Source organism: Chitinophaga polysaccharea (genome assembly GCF_902150045.1).
GTDB classification, from domain to species: Bacteria; Bacteroidota; Bacteroidia; order Chitinophagales; family Chitinophagaceae; genus Chitinophaga; species Chitinophaga polysaccharea_A.
On record NZ_CABFVU010000001.1, the window covers coordinates 2,786,647 to 2,805,922 of the forward strand.

A 19,276-nucleotide genomic window follows, 5' to 3' on the forward strand; every position below is an offset into this window, starting at 1 on the left:
GTTTAACTATGTTTATTTTTTGCGTAAAATAAAAACGACTGGCCCTTGCAAAACGATGATACTTCCCTAAGAAATCTGCTCCTGAAGGTCGAGGAATGGATTAAATTTTTGTGGAGCAAAAAGCTTCTAATAATAATAGTTGGCTTAATTGGTGGGGCTCTGGGCCTTACGATTTCGTTAAATACAGATCCCAAATACAAAGGTGAATTAACTTTTGTGCTGGAAGAAGGTAATCAATCTAGTTTGTTAGGCGCTTATTCGGGCCTTGCAAGTCAATTTGGAATAGATCTTAGTGGTGGTGGTGCAGGTAATGGCCTGTTTCAGGGAGACAATATACTCGAATTCCTGAAATCCAGAATGATGATTCAAAGTACATTACTTTCAAGTATAATTGTTGAAGGTAAGGAAATGACAATGGCTGAATGCTATATCGGGTTTAATAAATTGAGGGAATCGTGGAAAGGCAAAGGCTTAGAGAATGTCTTCTTTCCATTGAATGCAGATCATCGGACTTTTAGTCGCCAACAAGATAGTATTTTGCAGGATCTTTTTAAACGAATTATCAAAGGGAATCTTCAGGTTACACGTCCTGACAAAAAACTCAATTTCATATCTGTGCAGTGTATATCTAAGCATGAGGTGTTTTCTAAACATTTCGCAGAAGTGCTGGTGAAAGAAGCTACCGATTTTTACATAGACACGAAGACCCGGAGAAATCAAATTAGTGTGGATAAACTTCAGTTGCAAGCAGACTCAATTGAAATTTTATTGAATCGCAAAACTTATTCTGCTGCCAGTATTCAGGATATTAACCAAAACCCGGCTAAGTTGGCAGCTGGTGTTTCAGCTGAATTTGCCATGCGGGATAAATTTATACTGCAAACAATGTATGCAGAAGTTGTTAAAAATCTTGAACTCAGTAAAATAGCAATGGCGCAGGAAACACCTGTGATACAGGTAGTAGATTCTCCTATACTCCCACTTGAAAAGATACGATTAGGCAAATTAAAAGGCATCGTATTTGGTGGATTAATAGGAGGAGTTTTAGTTATCGCCTCGCTTATTCTGAGAAAAACCTATAGAGATATATTGGGATGACCCGAGAACTGTACTGTCAAAAATTTACGATTGCAAAAATCATATTCATATGCTGGATTTAAATAACAAAAGTATACTGATAACCGGAGGAACTGGATCGTTTGGAAAAGCCTTCACAAAAACGGTCTTGAAGAAATGGCCCAATATTAGAAGGTTGGTGATATTTTCAAGGGATGAGCAGAAGCAATTTCAGATGGCACAGGATTATCCTATCAGCCAATACCCAATGATACGTTTTTTTATCGGCGATGTTAGGGATTTTGAGAGGGTAAAGCGAGCGTTAAAAGGAATTGATTATGTGATACATGCTGCAGCAATGAAACATGTACCAATTGCCGAGTATAATCCCAGCGAATGTATTAAGACCAATATTATTGGGGCGGAAAACATCATCAACGCCTGCCTTGAAACCGAAGTTGAAAAAGTGGTCGCCCTGTCTACGGATAAAGCTGCAGCTCCAATTAACCTGTATGGCGCAACCAAGCTAGCTTCGGATAAGCTTTTTATTGCAGCAAATAATATTCGAGGTTATAACCCTATTAAATTTTCTGTGGTTAGATATGGCAACGTGATGGGATCAAACGGTTCGGTTATTCCTTTCTTCCTCAAGAAGAGAAAAGAAGGTGCATTGCCGATTACTGATGAGAAAATGACCCGCTTTAATATATCTCTGGATGAAGGGGTCCAAATGGTCTTGCATGCTTTGGAAACTGCATGGGGAGGAGAACTATTTGTGCCAAAGATTCCATCGTATAAAGTTACGGATGTCGCAGAGGCAATTGGCCCTGAATGTAAAAAGGAAGTTATTGGTATACGTCCTGGTGAGAAAATTCACGAAGAGATGATTACATCGTCCGACTCTTACACTACTTATGATCTAGGTACTTATTATGCTATTCTTCCACAGGTGGCAAGATGGGATTTGAATGATTTTATTAAACAATTTAATGCGGTTAAGGTAGAAGAAGGTTTTCAGTATAATTCCGGGCAAAATACAGAATGGCTCTCTGTTGAAGAAATCAGAGCTTTGGTGAAAGACCATGTAGATCCAACTTTTGAAGCGTAAAATAAAATGGTTTGACTAAGAAAATTTTGATTACTGGTGCATCTGGTATGCTGGGAAGATACGTGGTGAAGGAACTTTTGAATAATGACCGTTATACCGTTTATTCAGTAGGAAGGACTGCTAATAATCCGAATCAATTGATTTGCGATTTGTCTGATATCGCTGGTTTTCGGTCATTGTTGGAAGAACTGCGTCCTTCGCATGTCGTTCATTGTGCCGCAAACGTAAATTTGAATTCCTGTGAAAGTGATAAGGATTACACCTATAAGCTTCACGTGCAAGCAGGAAGAGTCATCTGCCAATGTGCCTTCATCGAAAGGAGTCTATATATTTCTACCGATTCTGTTTTTAATGGAACAAAGGGAAATTATAAGGAGGAAGATTATGTAGATCCATTGAACTATTATGCATTTACTAAAGCATTGGGTGAAGAGGCATTTTTGAACTCCTGCCACTCTTCGCTCGTGCTGAGAAATAATATTTTTGGATTTAAAGATCCGCTAGGTAATTCGCTATTTGAATGGGCGTGGAAAAACTTGCAGGCAGGCAAGCAAATTCAGGGATATTCCAATGTTTTTTTTAATCCGTTGTATGTAGGCACGTTGGCACAAATAATCTCGACGTTGCTGGAAAGTAAAATAACTGGGTTGCTGAATCTAGGATGTAGAACTGGGCTATCCAAATATGATTTTATCAAAAAAATAGCTGATTTAGGAGGATTTCCTTCTTCACTGGTACAGGAAGCCCGAATGGAAGAATCGTGTACAATCAGGCGACCATTTAATACTACTTTGTCGGTTGAAAAAGCAGCTTCTCTGCAAGAGTTTAACATACCAGACATACAAACAGATTTAAACTTACTTTATACACATTTTAAAAGGCATTTGCATGATCAACGACTTTAAAATCGGTAACAGAACAATTGGTTACAATCACCTCCCTTATTTTATTGCAGATATTGGGGCTAATCATGATGGCAGTATCGAAAGAGCGTTAAAACTGATTGAACTTGCAAAGGAAGCTGGTGCAGATGCAGCTAAGTTCCAGAATTTTAAAGCGTCTAAAATTGTTAGTAAGTTCGGTTTTGAGAATCTTCAAGGGAAACTTTCCCATCAAAGTGGATGGAAAAAAAGTGTGTATGAAGTATATGAAGACGCAAGCATTAGCCAGGACTGGACACCTGTATTGAAAAGCAAGTGTGATGAAGTTGGAATAGAATACTTTACCAGCCCTTATGATTTTGAGTCTGTGGACCATATTGACCCCTATGTTAACGTATATAAAATAGGCTCGGGTGATATTACATGGCCGGAAATTATCCGGCATATTGGTAGCAAGGGAAAACCGGTTTTGATTGCTTCAGGAGCAGCGGACATGGAGGATGTCGAAAGGGCAATGGCAATTCTGCAATCATGTAATGTTGATATTTGCCTGATGCAATGTAACACCAATTACACTGTTGATCCGGATAAATATAAGTATGTAAACTTGAATGTATTGAAAACTTTTGCATTAAAGTATCCGGATGTTTTGTTAGGCCTTTCTGATCATACATTGGGGGCGGCAACCACAGCAGGGGCTGTTGCATTGGGGGCAAGAATAATAGAGAAACATTTTACTGATGATAATGAAAGAACTGGACCTGACCATAAATTTGCAATGAATCCTGTTACCTGGCGGCAAATGGTGGACCTTTCCAATGAAATCTTCCATTCACTTGGCGATGGGGTGAAAAGAATTGAGCCTAATGAGCAACAATCCCGCATTGTACAGCAACGCAGCTTACGAGCTAAGAATAAGATTGAAAAAGGAACAGTTTTGACCGCAGAAATGTTTGACGCGCTTAGACCATGTCCGGAAGATGCTTTTAAACCTTATCAGGCGGATAAACTGCATGGAAAAGTTTTAAACAGAGATCTTCAACAAGGTGAGCATATTGCATTAAACGACATTTTATGATAATTGGATCTAAAACGGGATTGAGAGCCGTTGAACGCGAGGACTTGGTATTGCTGAGAGATTGGAGGAATATCCCCTCTTTCAGAAGAAACTTCAGGGAACATAGGGAACTATCCATGTTTAACCAGGAAGGCTGGTACAATCGCACTATGTCTAGTCAGAACGATTATATGTTTATCATAGAAAGCTTAGTGGATAGTGCTCCAATTGGAGCTTGTGGATTATTGTATATAAGCTGGATAACAAGGTCAGCAGATTTTTCATTCTATATAGGTGATGGGGAAAAATATATAGACAATGAAGGATTGGCAAAAGATGCTGCGCAATTGCTGATTGATTATGGATTTAAGAACTTGAATCTTAATAAGATCTGGATGGAGTTGTACGAATTTGATGAAAAAAAGATTAAATTCTTTACTGAAGAATTCGGATTTAAAAAGGATGGTATATTGCGTGAGAACTGTTATGAAGATGGAAGGTACTACAATTCATTTATCATTTCATTATTAAGAAACGAGTATTTGAATGGCTAATGTTGCTATAATAACTGCCAGAGGTGGAAGTAAAAGAATTCCAGGCAAAAATATAAAGGATTTTTTAGGTAAACCTATTATTGCCTATTCTATTAAGGCCGCAATAGAAAGTGGGTTGTTTGATGACGTAATGGTTTCAACCGACGACGATAAAATAGCGGAAGTAGCTTTGCAGTATGGAGCGAAAGTTCCTTTCCGCAGAAGTGAATTGAATTCGAATGACTATGCTACTACGGCTGCAGTTCTTACAGAAGTAATTGAGGATTATGCCGGGGAGGGAAGGGAGTTCGAATATGCTTGTTGTATATATCCCTGTGCCCCGTTAGTTAATGGAGAGGTATTAAAACGAGCTTACAATAAGCTTATACAAAGCGATTTAACTTGTGTTATTCCGATTCTGAGTTTCAGTTACCCCATCTGGAGAGCCCTGAAGCAAAATGAAGAAGGTGATTTGTCAATGATCTGGCCCGAGAATCTGAATGCAAGATCCCAAGATCTTCCAATTGCTTATCATGATGCTGGTCAGTTTTATTTTTTCGAAATTAACAAATTCCGGGAAACGGGGAATTACATGTTGGGTAAGGTTGGAGGGATACTGCTGGATGATATGGAAGCGCAGGATATAGACAATTTAAGTGATTGGCGGTTGGCCGAATTGAAGTATCAATTGAGAACTTCGCAGAATTCTATAGCACCGCAACAGTAGTGATTTTATGGTATGATGGTTTAATTAGTTGTGCTTCCGAAACTCCAATTTGAAATTATTTTAAGATTCGATGTTATTAAACATTTAAAGATGTTAGGTCTGCTATCTAATAATCGCTAATATCCCCTTCTATGATGCGCTCGTTGTTGGTAGTTTTTGCTATTATAATCCTGTTTCAAGGTTGTAGAAAGTCCGGCTCGGATCTTGAGATTGATATGACGAAATTGGAAATAAGAACTATATGGTCTGCAAGTAACTATTTGGCATTTACGGATATTATCAAGTTTCATGATAATTGGTATTGTGTTTTTAGGGAAGGTACAGGACATTCTACAAACGATGGCAAGCTCCGTGTTTTAGTTTCAGCAGATGCGGTACATTGGACCACAGATACGATTTTAGTTATCCCGGGTAGTGATTTGAGGGATCCTAAGTTTTTGATAGGCTTAGATGATGAACTATTAATTAATGCTGGGGCAAAAAACACAAAGCTGGATAACCTGATATGGCACTACGATAGTTCTGTGCATAAGTGGGGAAATGCTGTCTTCACTGATGTTTCAGATGATTGGTTATGGAGCATAAGAAGAAATGGGCAAGTTTTATATTCAATTGCCTATGGATTTAATCCTGCCCGTACTTCCAGCGAGATGTCTCTTTACTCAGCCCGTAAACCAACATTTCCAAAGTTTCAACTTGTAAGGAGAAATATCGCTGGCAAAGGCTGTCCAACCGAGGCTTCCTTTTTATTTAAGTATAACGATACAATGATGATTTTTGCGAGGAGAGATTGCGATGATAGGAAAACCTGGTTGGGCATATCCCAATTCCCCTATGATAGCATCGCCTGGAGCAGCTTTAATATTATCCTTGAATCTCCCAGTATAATAAATATCGCTGGTAGCATTTATGTTGCAGGTCGAACTTATGACCCGACAATACGGACTTCCTTATATAAGCTGGATGAAGCTGAGAAGAAATTAGTTAAATTGACAGATTTACCATCTGAAAAAGATACAGGTTATCCCGGGCTATTTTATCACAATAATAAGTTATATATATCGTATTATACTAGGGTTAAATCTGGCCAATATGCTATTTATCTTTGTTCTTATAAAATCACCGGATAATGACTCTCACCAGAAAAACTAACTTCCGAGAATACTTTCATTTTTCGGCCGTTTTTTTGCTAGTGTAAAGATTAGGAAACCGTTTCACTAAGTAATGATTTAATAGTTAACCGTTCTTTAACTTTTTCTTTATGAAAAGATGCATTAAAAATGTAATGTTCCTGGCAATAGCTATTTGTTTACTATTGAGGACAACCAACGGCCGTGCACAAGATAGTACTTTCGGGAAAGTATCAACTGTGATAGCGTATAGTTCAGATCAGCACTGTGCTTTTACAGATCTTACCTATTATAAAGGGTATTTTTATCTGGTTTTCCGTGAAGCACCAGTACATGTAGTTTCTCCAGAAGCATTAAAAAATAGTTATCTGGTAATTATGAAAAGTAAGAATGGAAATAGTTGGAAAGTCCAGCAAAAAATCCATAACGAAGGAACTGATTTTCGCGATCCAAAGTTTCTGATTATTCCTACCGGAAGTAAGCCTGGTCTATTTATTACAACCTTTGGTATGAAATCTTATAAATCTCCATCTAGTATAGATGCAGATAATTATTATATAAGTCTGGACGCGTCTGGAAAATGGTCATCCCCTATTAAATTTAATCTGCCTGATGTTAAGGGCAACAGACTTTGGTTATGGCGACCTACTTATTATAATGGGAAGTACTATGGTCTTGCCTATCAATTTTATACAGACAGCAAATCAAAAATATTTCTCCTTTCCGGCACCAGCCTGAACAATATGAATATTGAAAAGAACTATGATTTGCCTGATATTCCAACCGAAGGAACAATTAAATTCAATAACAAAGGAAATCCATTTGTTATAATCCGTCGGGAAACAGGGCCCTCTCTCATTGGTGCTGGCGACAGTGATACCTCAGCATGGAAAGAGTTGCCCATAAAAGGCATTGGCGGACCTAATATACTTCCTGAGGGACAAGATACTTTATTGGTAGCAGGGCGGATAGACGGACAAACGAAGGTTTGGTTATATGACCTGGATAAAAACAAGAAATTGAAAAGTATTACACTAACAGATGCCCAGGAAACAGGATATCCCGGAATCGTTCAAAGGGCTAATCGCTATTATATAAGCTATTATGCAATTAATAACGGTAAGAGTGAAATTAGAGTGGCCAACTTCAAAAAAAAATAAAAGAAGGATTAGAAACAGATGAATTTTAAGCTTATTAAAGCAGTATCCGTTTATACAATTCTGGGGTTTGTACCATTAATTGCTTCATTCTTATTATTGCCATTATATACCCGGCATTTAACTACCACAGATTATGGTGTTGTAGGTTTTGCTTATATTGCAGAGAATTATTTTATACTCTTTGTCGTTTTTGGTTTTAATACAGCGATCTTTAGATTTTTTAATGATTATAAGGCGAAAGGAAAGGAGATAGATTTATTGATGAATACTTTTTTCTCCTCATTTTTGATTATTGCAATATTATTCCTAGTACTCTCTTTGTTTGGTGAAAGAGTATTTGAATATGTATTCAGAGGAAATCTTTCGCTCAAAAAATATGGCTATTTTGTTTTAGGAAGCAGTATTTCTCTATCATTTAACCAGCTATTGCTCCAGTATTTTAGAATTAAGGAAGATCTCAAGGCCGCGATTATAATTACAATAGTCCCTTTTTTCCTATCAATTGCCGGTATTGTAACTGGAGTTGTATTGATGAATGCCGGAGCTACCGGAAATGTGCGGGGGCGTTTTGTTGGACTTTTCCTGTCCATGATCATTCTCTTTATATGGTTTGCCAGGCAATATTCCATTAAGTTTAAATTCGATAAAGACATCATCAAGGCGCTGTTTATTTATTCAGCGCCAGTAGTGCTGTATAATATAATAGGAAACATATCCGATACCATGGATCGTTTTTTTATTAACAGTACTTATTCTCTTTCTGAACTGGGAATTTATAATCTCGCACGAACGCTGATTGCCCCCGTCGAAATTATACTCCTCTCTATATGGAACGCAGTAACACCGATGATTTATAATAAGCTACTGTCTTCTGAAGGTTTCCTGCAGGATGGAAAACAAACATATGTTGGTCGATATTTTGATATATTATTATTAGCTGAATTTGTCTTGATGGGGTTGATTTTTATTTTCATGTCCCCGTTTCTCAAGCTAATTACAAGTTCATCCTATCAAGGTGCTGTCTTGTACATTCCACTATTACTACTAGCCTCGGTGGGAAGGGCCTATTACATAGTCTATTCTTTTAACATATTTTTTGAAAAGAAAACCAGACTATTGCCCATTATAAACACTGTCAGTATGATTCTCGTCTACGCTTTTTTAAAAATAGTGGCTGTCAGATTTGAATTGTTAGGTATTGCAGCTGCACTAGTGGTGCTTAAATTTTCACAGTTTTTATTGTCGTATTATTTTGAAATTAAATATGACATAAAGTATCCAATGAAAAAATCTTTTTTACCAGCATCCGTTGCATTAACTATTGTGTTGTTTTATTACTATTTTTACTACAATGTTGCTGGATACCTAATGCTTTATAACTTGTTTGCCGGTAGTGCTTTAATTTTGATTAGTTTATTTACCTATAGGGAATCTATATCCCAACCTAGAAATATATGAAACATAATTTTGTTTTAGCCCAAGTTATATTTTGTGCCTTAGTATTATTTGGTTGTAAGAAAGAAAATGGCTTAGAGAATCCTGTAATACCAGTGGACCCAAACGCTGATCTGTTAAAGGTCATCTGGAGTAAAAAAGGAGTGCATAGTGCATTCACCGACTTAATGCAGTTTGAGAATCAATTTTACTGCGCTTTTCGGGAAGGAAGTAGTCATACCAGTTATGACGGCATTTTTAGAATACTAATTTCTCCTGATGGTCTATCATGGAACACCATTGGGACAGTTTCGGTTCCTTACTTAGATTTAAGAGATCCGAAATTTTTTGTTGACAATGAAGGAAAGTTGTCTTTGGCAGGGTTTGCAAGAGATACTTTGGATAAGAAATATAATTTTGTTTGGAAGTTAAATAAAACCGGCATAGGAAAGCCTCACTCAGTTGGAATTACTGATTACTGGCTCTGGCGTTATACTAAATTTAAAAATATTAATTACTCAATTGGATATTTATATAAAAAAGGTGGTTCACAAAAGCCTAAACTGGTTTTGTTCTTTAGTTCAGATTCGGGTTTTTTGAGGTATGAAGTAAAAGGCGCTGATATTTTTAACAAAGGTTGTCCATCTGAAGCTAGCCTTGTTATTAATGAAGATTCGGTAGCATATGTGTGTTTGAGAGATGACTGTGCAAATGGGGCCTATTTTGGCAAATCAAAATATCCTTTTGCCAAGTGGGATTGGACAAAACTGCAATATCCTGTCAGGGGGCCTAATATGGTGTTATTGCCAAATGGAAACCTTATACTTGCTGCCGGATCAATGAAAAATTATTATAAGTCATATTTGACAGAATTTGATCCAAGAAACTTGACCTTTAAATCATTTGAAGAACTTCCTTCGGGTGGCGATACAGGATATCCAGGGCTTGTGTTACGAGATTCGGTATTGTGGGTGAGTTATTATACCCAAACAAACGATCAGATGCAGATAGTAATAAAAAGGAAAAAAATTGTAATGTAAATGTATTATACCAAGGAACAGGCATTAGATGAGCAAAATGATCTGGAGCTTTTATGTAAAGACAGAGAACTAAAAACTTCCGAGTTGTGTCACTGGAATGCTTTCTATGGTCTTGATAAAGTGCTGAAGTTGTATGCTGGTATTGACATTGACTATCCACTTAAAATGATAATACCTCACGGTATTGTTTTTTCTGATAAAGTAAGCGACTACGAAAAATACATTAAGATCCCCACTATTTTTAATTACTCTCAACATCGGCTGCCAGCATACCTGAAAGCAGTACCTAAGAAAGTTATCAAAGGAAATTCGCCATTCTTGTATGTTTGTGAGATGTTGAAAGATCTTCCCACATCCAAACGTAGTGGAACGCTGTTCTTTTTGTCGCATTCAAGTCATCATATTACAGTTAAACCAGATTTCTCCGATATAATAACCAAATTAAAGAAGTTGGGTCCGGAATTTCAACCCGTAAAAATATGCGTTTATTGGAAGGACTATCATCACGGTTATCATATACCATTTGAGAAGGCCGGATTTGAAGTGGTTTCAGCTGGACATATGTATGATCCCAAATTCCTTTTCAGGCTTTATCATTTATGCACATCATTTGAATATACCAGTAGTAATACTATTGGTTCAAATCTTTTTTATTCGCTTGCTGCCCATTGCCGTTTTTTTTATCTTGATGAAGTTAGTGTTGAATACGAATTTGCTTTGCAAATAGACAAGGGCTTTTATGGGAATAAATATATAGAGGAGGTGAAAAAGACATTTAGGGTTACTGATAAGTCTATGAATGCCTCGCAAAGAGAGATGTTTAATAATTACATGGGAAACCCTATTCTTAGCAGTACTGAGGTCATGGAATGTATCAATGAAGCAGAGTCATATTATAATTCCATCAAAGGGCGAGTTGTGTGTAACGCTTTACCGTTTTTAAGAAGATGGAATGCTTTAGTTAATAAAAACAAAGTGTCTTGAGAGTAACACAAATCAACACATATGACAAAGATGGAGGGGCCGCAAAGGCTGCAGTAAGATTGAATACCGGGCTTAAAAAGATTGGTATTGATTCGCATCTAGTTGTTCAGATTTCATCCGGCGAAGGAACAACAATTACTCCCCCAACTTACACTAATAAATTAAAGGCATTAGTTCGTCCCCATATAGACAGATATCCCCTGCGTCGATATTCTGGAAGGAGCAGTTATTTTAGTGTTAACTGGTTGAATAATGGTGCTATTCATTCTGTGAAGGGGGATATTCTAAATCTACACTGGGTAAATGACGGTTTTATAAGCCTGAAAAATATTCAGACACTCGAAAAACCGGTAATTTGGACCTTACATGATAGCTGGGCGTTCACTGGCGGCTGTCACCTTCCATATGATTGTGAGCGATATCAGAGTGGTTGCGGACAATGTCCGTTATTGAAGTCTCTTGATCCAAACGATATTACAAAACGGATTTGGAACAGAAAGAAGAAGGTTTACGATCAGCAACAGAAAATTGTGATAGTTACACCTAGCAAATGGTTGTTTGACAAAGCCCGGGAAAGTGCATTACTACAGCATTATCGCACAGAACATATTCCGAACGGTGTTAATACCTCCGTGTTTAAGCCTTTTCCAAAGGAAATCGCAAGGGAGATCTTAAACCTTCCTGTAAACAAGAAAATTATTCTTTTTGGTGCATCGGGTGCTACTGCAGATCCTAATAAAGGATATGCCTATTTCGAGGAGGTGGCAATCGAACTTAAACGAAACCATAAAGATTTTCAACTGGTTGTCTTTGGGGGAGATAAGCCTGAAGGAAATGACAATTTTAATGCAGATATTATTTTTCTGGGTAAAGTGGTAGATGAAATAACTCTTTCTGTCATTTACAACGCAGCAGATATCTTTGTTTCTACATCAAAAAGTGAGAACCTGCCAAATACGATTATGGAAGCAATGAGTTGTGGAGTGCCTTGTGTGGCTTTTAATGTTGGTGGAATAGGGGATCTCATAAAGCCCGGTCTTACTGGGGCTCTTATCAAACCGTTTGAAATTAAAGAAATGATTCAAAGTATTATTTTACTAACTTCTGATTCAGTGCGGTATGCAGAGTACGCAGGAAATTGTAGAGATGAAATTGTCAATACTTTTGAAATTATAAAAGTTGCGACCAGGTATCAGCAATTATATAATGCTATTTTGACAAAATAAAGAATGAATTATTACCCTAAGATATCGATTATTACTGTTGTATATAATAATGAAAAGCTAATTGAACAAACGATCAACAGTGTATTAGAACAAACATATCAAAATATTGAGTTTCTTGTTATAGACGGCAACTCGAAAGATAATACTGTGCCGATTATAAAAAGATATCTTGACCGAATAGATGTATTTATTTCTGAGCCAGATAAGGGCATCTACGATGCCATGAACAAAGGAATTTCCAAAAGCTCCGGTGAGTTCATAATTTTTATGAACTCGGGAGATTTATTTACAGCCCCGGATGTTTTACAAAGAATAATAAAAGAGGCCGCATCTGATTCAGATATTATATATGGAGATAAATTAGCAGATTATAATGATCAGTTTAAAAAGCTCATCAGGGCTAAACCACTTAGAGCTATTAAGAGAGGGATGATTTTTTCTCATCAATCACTTTTAGCCAGATCTCGGTTCCTGAAGCAATATCCTTTTGATTTGCAGTATAAAATTGCGGCAGATTTTGATTTTGTATTTACGTGTTTTAAAATACAGGCAAACTTTCAATATATACCTATTCCGATAGCCATCATAAGTACAGGCGGGTTGTCTGAAGGGAATCATGGGGTATTTGATGAATATGCAAGAATTATCTCTAAGTGGGATAGCAGCGTGATTACTAAAATTCAATTAAAATTAAGGAAGTGGGAGATAAAATTCAGGAACATCTTGAAAATGGCAATGCCTCGAACACTAGTGCAATATTTCCAGAAGAAATCCCAATAAATCTTGTTCAGAAATTGGTAATTCTTGGTTGTATCTTTTGCGCAAAAACACTTTACTACGAAGCATATGGCTATGGTTTATTACTAATTGCTTTTACATTTTTTATGATTATGGCAATTGGAATGTTTTTCCAATCAGTAATGATCTCCCGGAAGAAATTGCTGTTCAGTTTTCTTTTTTTGCTACTCGCAGCGGTTAATCCATCTGCTAATATGCAATCAGTAGTAATGTTAATGGTATTGCTATTGTCCGGTTTACTTGCAACATCAATTGTGAACTTTGATCAATTTGCATCATATTATGTGAAAGTAATACGAGTATTAATTCTGTTTTCATTACTTAGTTTTGTTGTAATCCGATTTAATATTCCCTCACCTTTGCCAGCCGCCAAATCTATTGCCGATTTTTATTATAGAAACTTTGTTGTTTTTTTTGTGCCAGAGCGTGCTATTGAAACTCAGGGATATAGAAATTCGGGGGTCTGGTGGGAACCCGGAGCATTTCAGCTTTTCATTAATCTCGCCTTTCTTTTTGAAATAGTTATTCAGAAAGTGAGATGGAAATCTTACATTATTTACGCTTTAGGTATAGTGTCTACGATCTCAACAACCGGTTTTGTTATTTTTTTTCTTCTTAGTTTTCTGCATTTTAAGAAAACTGTTAAAAAGCTCAGCACTTCTCAAATAGTCTTGCTTGTTTTTATAACGGCGATAGCAATGGGTATTTTTCTTTTACTGGCAAAGGATATGATCTTCGGAAAGCTAAACCAGGATGATACAAACTTCGCTTCCACTTTATCCAGGGCATATGATAATTTGGTTGATTGGACTATGCTAAAGGAACACCCATGGTTGGGGGTAGGATTTGGTAACGATAATGCACGGGTAGATTATGCTTTGAGGCTTATAGGGCCATTAGAATATAATTCGGGAGCCAAACCGACAGGGTCAGACGGTTTACTATTGTTAATTGCGAGTCTTGGTATAGGAGCCGTTTTTTTCTTGTTGCCAACACTGCTCTTTCCCAAGTATCTTCGTAGATTTACCGCTCTTGAGAGAGTGCTATTTGCAATAGTTTTTATTTTTATGTTTAACACAGAGAATCTTACGTATACTATTATATTTTATGTATTAATTTTTTTCGGCTTAACAACGAATTCTTATAAAAAGGCATTTAATCAATAAAGGGTACAGCTACCAACGAACTGAATATATGAATAAAAAAAAAATAATTATTTCAGCTGTAAATTTTACAGAAGGGGGGCCTTTAACTATTTTACGGGATTGTGCATGTTTTCTGAATGCCAATTACACCGATGATTATGATATTTATGCTATTGTAAATAATGCTGAAGTAATTAAGGAATATGAATATATTAAGCCGTTGGTTTTTCCTGAAATAAAAAAATCATGGGTGAAGCGACTGTATTTTGAATATTATCAGGCAAAAGAAATTTCCCGTCAGTATAAGCCATACTTATGGCTTTCATTACATGATATTACTCCTAATACAGACGCAGAGATACGGGCAGTGTACTGTCATAATCCTTCTATTTTCCGAAAAACCACCTTAACCGATTTGCGTGAAGAGCCGTCTCTGTTTATATTCAGTTTACTATATAAATATCTCTATAAAATAAATATAAATAAAAATTCGTATGTAATTGTACAGCAAGGCTGGTTAAGGGAGGCTTTTGCCAAGCTTTTCAAACTCCCATTAGAAAAAATCGTTGTGGCAAAACCCGAAGGAGACCAGGTTAATTCCATTGATGTTAACACGAAACGCGAGGAAGATACGTTTATACGCTCCCGGGCTTTTTTCTTCCCTGCTTTCCCGCGACCATTTAAAAATTTTGAAGTAATCGGGGAAGCTGTCAAATTACTGAATAGTAGGAAAATAAGCGATTTTCAAGTTTATATTACACTCAAAGGTACTGAAAATAGGTATGCCAAGAGAATAAGAGAAACATACGGTCATCTGAAAAATATTAGATTTATTGGTTTAATCTCAAGGGACGAAGTTGCAGACTATTACTCCACCTGTAAAGCATTGATTTTTCCATCAAAGTTGGAATCGTGGGGTCTTCCGATTAGTGAATTTAAGGAATATGCCAAGCCGATGCTGATAGCTGATTTACCTTATGCGCGTGAAACGGTAGGTACCTACAACAAAGTGAGCTTTTTTGACCCAGATAAGCCATTACAATTAGCCAATTTGATGGAGGCAGTGTTGAATGGAAACGCAAATTTTGAAATCACAAAGGAACAAACATACGCGAAGCCATTTGCTAAAGGTTGGAAAGAGCTTTTCGAAATAATGCTACCTTTTAAACAAAAGGAATCAGATTCCACAATCATTGTGTAGTATATGTTGGATAAATACAGAACTTATGGACTGGCAGGTTTCATGAAACTGGCCATTAATGTGTTGAGAACAAAAATTTTTTTCCCAAAAGCCAGACTGATCCGCTTTCCTTTCGATATACGAAATTCCCGAAATATTCAATGGCAAAATGGTTTTACAACAGGGGTCGGCTGTCGGCTTGAGGCATATCCTGAAACAAGTAGCAGCGAGCCCGTTTTGATTATCGGAACAAATGTGCAAATTAATGATTATGTCCACATTTCAGCTGGTAAAAAAGTTATAATAGGAAATAATGTTCTAATAGCCAGTAAAATATTCATAACAGATATTAGTCATGGATCATATGGATTGGATGATGTGCATGACCATCCGGATATGCCACCTTCAGATAGAATGCTAACTCGCAAGGAGGTAGTTATTGAAGATAATGTATGGATTGGCGAGTATGTTAGTGTACTGCCTGGGGCAAAAATAGGAAAGGGTAGCATCATTGGCGCGATGTCGGTAGTTACCCGGGAAATACCGCCTTATTGCATCGCTGTTGGAAGTCCGGCTCGTGTAATAAAAAAGTTTAATTTCGAGACCCATAAATGGGAAAAGCTGGACAATATCTAATATCGGGAGTCTGATTTTTAAATATTTGAGCAAAGATCTAAAATGACCATAATTAAATTTTTAAATAAGCTCTTAATTGGCAAAAGATATTTTTAATCTTCTTATTAGTAGTTATTCCTATTTTTGCGCTTCATCCAAAGTTTGAGTTAGTGTCAATTATGGGCTATTATTCTCGTTTAAATTGTTGAAAAACAGTAAGTTGATTGCAAATAGAGCATATATGTTTGATTTAACTGTTTCAATTGTTAGATATAAGCAGAGTTTTGAGGAACTAAAAGCCTTAGTTGACAGATTCTCCGGAAGCAAGCTTAAGTATTGGATTTATATGGTGGATAATTCTCCTGTACCATACCCCCCAGAGTTAGTTGAAATGTTTGGAGATAGATTTTCTTATCAGTTTATTGGCAGGAATTTAGGTTATGGATCAGGACATAATCTGGTAATGAAACAGATTTTGGATGACACAAAATATCATTTAGTAATAAATCCGGATATTATTTTTGAAAAAGATATTCTATCTAAGATCTATGAATACATGGAACAGCAAGACGATATCGGATTGTTGATGCCTAAAGTTTTAAATGAAGATGGTTCCATACAACGACTGTGTAAGTTGCTTCCCTCTCCATTAGATCTTTTCGGACGACGTTTTTTAAGTGATTCATCCTGGACAAAGAGACGAAATGAAAAATATGAGCTACATAACTTTGATTATGCAAGCGTATTGAATACCCCCTGCCTGTCAGGATGTTTTATGTTTATCAGAATAAGCGTTCTTCGAAAAGCCGGTTTTTTTGATGCACGGTATTTTATGTACCTGGAAGACTATGATCTTACACGAAGAGTTAATAGATTCTCGAGAACTGTTTTTTACCCTGAAGTATCAGTTATTCATGGCCATAAAAAGGAATCTTTTAAGAACAAAAAATTATTCATGATTCATATAAGCTCGGCTGTTAAGTATTTTAATAAATGGGGTTGGTTGTTTGATACAGAGAAGAACCAATTAAATATAAAAACGCTGGCAGCTATTGATAAGGTAAAGCAAGATCACTAATTTTTGACAGTTATTAATATTTAAGAAAAAATGAAGATTGCCCTTATTACTGGCATTACTGGTCAGGATGGCGCCTATCTGGCTCAGCTATTGCTAAAAAAAGATTATGAAGTACATGGTATTAAAAGGAGGAGTTCCCTTTTTAACACAGATAGGATAGATCATTTGTATCAGGATCCACATGAGAAAAATGTACATTTTAAACTACATTATGGGGATCTGACGGATAGCACTAATCTCATTAGAATTATTCAAGAAGTTCAACCCGATGAGATATATAACCTGGGTGCAATGAGCCATGTTCAGGTAAGTTTTGAAGCACCTGAGTATACAGCAGATGCAGATGGCGTAGGGACATTAAGAATTTTAGAGGCGGTGCGGTTGTTAGGATTGACAAAGAAAACAAAGATTTATCAGGCCTCTACATCTGAATTATATGGTCTGGTACAAGAAGTACCTCAATCGGAGAAAACCCCCTTTTATCCACGCTCCCCTTATGCAGTGGCAAAAATGTACGCATACTGGATTACCGTGAACTACCGTGAAGCATATAATATGTTTGCATGTAATGGCATTTTATTTAACCATGAAAGCCCCCTCCGTGGTGAAACTTTTGTAACCAGGAAGATTACACGTGCTGTAGCGAAGCTGTCATTAGGGATGCAGGACAAGCTCTATATGGGGAACCTTGATGCAAAACGTGACTGGGGACATGCGAAGGATTATGTGGAAGCGATGTGGCTCATATTGCAACAGGATAAACCGGAAGACTATGTAATCGCTACTGGTATTACTACCACAGTAAGGGAATTTATTACAATGGCGTTCGCGGAGGTAGGTGTTGAAATAATATTTAAAGGTGAAGGAATAGACGAAAAGGGATATGTGAAAAGTTGTATAAAGAAAGATGGGGCCTTGGTGCCTGGCCAGGAAATAGTTGCAATAGATCCCAGGTACTTCAGACCTACTGAAGTAGAGCTGTTGATTGGAGATCCTACCAAAGCCAAGACCAAACTTGGCTGGAAGCCCAAATACGACTTGCCCGCATTGGTAAAGGAAATGGTTGCCGCAGACCTTGAACTTTTTCAGCGTGAAAAATTACTGAAAGACGCGGGTTATAAAGTATTGAATCAATTTGAATAGCATGAAAACTCAGGATAAAATATACGTTGCTGGTCATAGAGGAATGGTGGGCTCAGCTATTGTGAGACGTTTGCAGAAGGAAGGGTTTAATAATATTATAACACGCACCTCGAAAGAGCTGGATTTGCGTGATCAGGCTACAGTAGCAGCTTTTTTTACTGATGTAAAACCCGACTACGTATTTCTTGCTGCTGCCAAAGTTGGAGGCATCATGGCAAACAATACCTATCGTGGGCAGTTCATCTATGAAAATCTGATGATTCAAAACAACGTTATTCACCATGCTCATCTGAATAATGCCAAAAAACTGATGTTTCTTGGTTCTTCATGTATTTATCCGAAAATGGCACCACAGCCGTTGAAAGAAGAATACCTGCTTACCGGTCCGTTGGAACCGACAAATGAGCCTTATGCCATAGCCAAAATTGCAGGTATCGAAATGTGCGATGCCTACCGGGCACAGTATGGAAGTAATTTTATTTCCGTGATGCCAACTAATCTATACGGCCCCAACGATAATTATGATCTGACTACTTCTCATGTATTACCAGCAATGCTGCGTAAAATGCATGAGGCAAAAGTCAATAATCAACCAGAAGTTATCATCTGGGGTACGGGAACTCCCAAGCGTGAATTTTTGCACGCCGACGATATGGCGGATGCCTGTTTTTATCTCATGCAAAACTACAATGAAAAGGGACTCGTAAATATCGGTGTGGGAGAAGATATAAGCATCCGGGATCTTGCGCAGTTAATAAAGAGGATTGTAGGATTTGAAGGAGAACTGATATTTGACACAAGTAAACCGGACGGCACCCCAAGAAAGTTAATGGATGTAAGCAAATTGCATAATTTAGGCTGGAAAGCCAGTCTCAACCTTGAAGAAGGTATTGATAAGGTTTACGAAGAAGTAAAGAGCAAAAATTGGATAAAGTGATTCTGCTCTCGTAATGTGGCCGGAATTCTCTATTTTTATACTAA

Annotated in this window: 19 protein-coding genes; all 19 read left to right on the top strand. The window is 37.1% G+C overall.

The window, feature by feature from the left end:
- Window positions 1-45 precede the first annotated feature (45 nt).
- The 19 genes from FN124_RS11435 (at window position 46) to fcl (ending at window position 19,232) form a co-directional block, all read left to right on the top strand.
- Window positions 46-1,098, top strand: a complete 1,053-nt coding sequence (locus FN124_RS11435) for a lipopolysaccharide biosynthesis protein (protein ID WP_142684849.1) — start codon at window positions 46-48, stop codon at window positions 1,096-1,098.
- A 49-nt stretch (window positions 1,099-1,147) separates the two neighbouring features.
- The gene (gene pseB, locus FN124_RS11440) at window positions 1,148-2,164 is read left to right on the top strand and encodes a UDP-N-acetylglucosamine 4,6-dehydratase (inverting) (protein ID WP_142684850.1); all 1,017 of its coding nucleotides are present in this window, start codon (window positions 1,148-1,150) and stop codon (window positions 2,162-2,164) included.
- 11 nt (window positions 2,165-2,175) lie between these two features.
- Complete coding sequence (locus FN124_RS11445) at window positions 2,176-3,069, top strand: dTDP-4-dehydrorhamnose reductase family protein (protein ID WP_142684851.1); 894 nt, start codon at window positions 2,176-2,178, stop codon at window positions 3,067-3,069.
- The gene (locus tag FN124_RS11450) at window positions 3,053-4,123 is read left to right on the top strand and encodes an N-acetylneuraminate synthase family protein (protein WP_142684852.1); all 1,071 of its coding nucleotides are present in this window, start codon (window positions 3,053-3,055) and stop codon (window positions 4,121-4,123) included. Before FN124_RS11445 ends, FN124_RS11450 begins: the two co-directional genes overlap by 17 nt.
- Complete coding sequence (locus tag FN124_RS11455; RefSeq protein ID WP_142684853.1) at window positions 4,120-4,656, top strand: GNAT family N-acetyltransferase; 537 nt, start codon at window positions 4,120-4,122, stop codon at window positions 4,654-4,656. Before FN124_RS11450 ends, FN124_RS11455 begins: the two co-directional genes overlap by 4 nt.
- On the top strand, window positions 4,649-5,362 hold the full coding sequence (gene pseF, locus FN124_RS11460; protein ID WP_142684854.1) for a pseudaminic acid cytidylyltransferase: 714 nt from the start codon (window positions 4,649-4,651) through the stop codon (window positions 5,360-5,362). The genes FN124_RS11455 and pseF overlap by 8 nt, the downstream gene beginning before the upstream one ends.
- A gap of 131 nt (window positions 5,363-5,493) precedes the next feature.
- A complete protein-coding gene (locus FN124_RS11465) occupies window positions 5,494-6,492 on the top strand; it encodes a hypothetical protein (protein ID WP_142684855.1) in 999 nt (332 codons plus the stop codon).
- Window positions 6,493-6,623: 131 nt separating this feature from the next.
- Complete coding sequence (locus FN124_RS11470) at window positions 6,624-7,652, top strand: hypothetical protein (protein ID WP_142684856.1); 1,029 nt, start codon at window positions 6,624-6,626, stop codon at window positions 7,650-7,652.
- A gap of 18 nt (window positions 7,653-7,670) precedes the next feature.
- Window positions 7,671-9,110 (top strand): lipopolysaccharide biosynthesis protein, encoded by a 1,440-nt coding sequence (locus FN124_RS11475; protein WP_142684857.1) that lies wholly within the window; start codon window positions 7,671-7,673, stop codon window positions 9,108-9,110.
- Window positions 9,107-10,126 carry a hypothetical protein gene (locus FN124_RS11480; RefSeq protein WP_142684858.1) on the top strand — a complete coding sequence of 340 codons (1,020 nt, stop codon included), beginning with the start codon at window positions 9,107-9,109 and terminating at the stop codon, window positions 10,124-10,126. The genes FN124_RS11475 and FN124_RS11480 overlap by 4 nt, the downstream gene beginning before the upstream one ends.
- Complete coding sequence (locus FN124_RS11485) at window positions 10,127-11,110, top strand: hypothetical protein (protein WP_142684859.1); 984 nt, start codon at window positions 10,127-10,129, stop codon at window positions 11,108-11,110.
- Window positions 11,107-12,336, top strand: coding sequence for a glycosyltransferase family 4 protein (locus tag FN124_RS11490; protein WP_142684860.1), 1,230 nt, complete (start codon window positions 11,107-11,109; stop codon window positions 12,334-12,336). Before FN124_RS11485 ends, FN124_RS11490 begins: the two co-directional genes overlap by 4 nt.
- Window positions 12,337-12,339: 3 nt before the next feature.
- Window positions 12,340-13,116: a glycosyltransferase family 2 protein gene (locus FN124_RS11495; RefSeq protein WP_142684861.1), complete on the top strand. Its 777-nt coding sequence runs from the start codon at window positions 12,340-12,342 to the stop codon at window positions 13,114-13,116.
- Window positions 13,035-14,300, top strand: coding sequence for an O-antigen ligase family protein (locus FN124_RS11500; RefSeq protein WP_142684862.1), 1,266 nt, complete (start codon window positions 13,035-13,037; stop codon window positions 14,298-14,300). The genes FN124_RS11495 and FN124_RS11500 overlap by 82 nt, the downstream gene beginning before the upstream one ends.
- A gap of 28 nt (window positions 14,301-14,328) precedes the next feature.
- Window positions 14,329-15,480, top strand: a complete 1,152-nt coding sequence (locus tag FN124_RS11505) for a glycosyltransferase (protein WP_142684863.1) — start codon at window positions 14,329-14,331, stop codon at window positions 15,478-15,480.
- 3 nt (window positions 15,481-15,483) lie between these two features.
- Window positions 15,484-16,095: an LbetaH domain-containing protein gene (locus tag FN124_RS31630; RefSeq protein WP_142684864.1), complete on the top strand. Its 612-nt coding sequence runs from the start codon at window positions 15,484-15,486 to the stop codon at window positions 16,093-16,095.
- 220 nt (window positions 16,096-16,315) lie between these two features.
- Window positions 16,316-17,152 (top strand): glycosyltransferase, encoded by an 837-nt coding sequence (locus FN124_RS11515; protein WP_142684865.1) that lies wholly within the window; start codon window positions 16,316-16,318, stop codon window positions 17,150-17,152.
- 30 nt (window positions 17,153-17,182) lie between these two features.
- Window positions 17,183-18,295, top strand: coding sequence for a GDP-mannose 4,6-dehydratase (gene gmd, locus FN124_RS11520; protein WP_142684866.1), 1,113 nt, complete (start codon window positions 17,183-17,185; stop codon window positions 18,293-18,295).
- Window position 18,296: 1 nt separating this feature from the next.
- A complete protein-coding gene (fcl, locus tag FN124_RS11525) occupies window positions 18,297-19,232 on the top strand; it encodes a GDP-L-fucose synthase (protein ID WP_142684867.1) in 936 nt (311 codons plus the stop codon).
- Window positions 19,233-19,276: the final 44 nt, after the last annotated feature.

Coding starts and splice junctions, on each gene's coding strand:
- FN124_RS31630 (WP_142684864.1), top strand. CDS start 15,484: ATGTTGGATAAATACAGAACTTATGGACTGGCAGGTTTCATGAAACTG.
- gmd (WP_142684866.1), top strand. CDS start 17,183: ATGAAGATTGCCCTTATTACTGGCATTACTGGTCAGGATGGCGCCTAT.
- pseB (WP_142684850.1), top strand. CDS start 1,148: ATGCTGGATTTAAATAACAAAAGTATACTGATAACCGGAGGAACTGGA.
- FN124_RS11505 (WP_142684863.1), top strand. CDS start 14,329: ATGAATAAAAAAAAAATAATTATTTCAGCTGTAAATTTTACAGAAGGG.
- FN124_RS11495 (WP_142684861.1), top strand. CDS start 12,340: ATGAATTATTACCCTAAGATATCGATTATTACTGTTGTATATAATAAT.
- FN124_RS11470 (WP_142684856.1), top strand. CDS start 6,624: ATGAAAAGATGCATTAAAAATGTAATGTTCCTGGCAATAGCTATTTGT.
- FN124_RS11455 (WP_142684853.1), top strand. CDS start 4,120: ATGATAATTGGATCTAAAACGGGATTGAGAGCCGTTGAACGCGAGGAC.
- FN124_RS11450 (WP_142684852.1), top strand. CDS start 3,053: ATGATCAACGACTTTAAAATCGGTAACAGAACAATTGGTTACAATCAC.
- FN124_RS11465 (WP_142684855.1), top strand. CDS start 5,494: ATGATGCGCTCGTTGTTGGTAGTTTTTGCTATTATAATCCTGTTTCAA.
- pseF (WP_142684854.1), top strand. CDS start 4,649: ATGGCTAATGTTGCTATAATAACTGCCAGAGGTGGAAGTAAAAGAATT.
- FN124_RS11485 (WP_142684859.1), top strand. CDS start 10,127: ATGTATTATACCAAGGAACAGGCATTAGATGAGCAAAATGATCTGGAG.
- fcl (WP_142684867.1), top strand. CDS start 18,297: ATGAAAACTCAGGATAAAATATACGTTGCTGGTCATAGAGGAATGGTG.
- FN124_RS11480 (WP_142684858.1), top strand. CDS start 9,107: ATGAAACATAATTTTGTTTTAGCCCAAGTTATATTTTGTGCCTTAGTA.
- FN124_RS11515 (WP_142684865.1), top strand. CDS start 16,316: ATGTTTGATTTAACTGTTTCAATTGTTAGATATAAGCAGAGTTTTGAG.
- FN124_RS11475 (WP_142684857.1), top strand. CDS start 7,671: ATGAATTTTAAGCTTATTAAAGCAGTATCCGTTTATACAATTCTGGGG.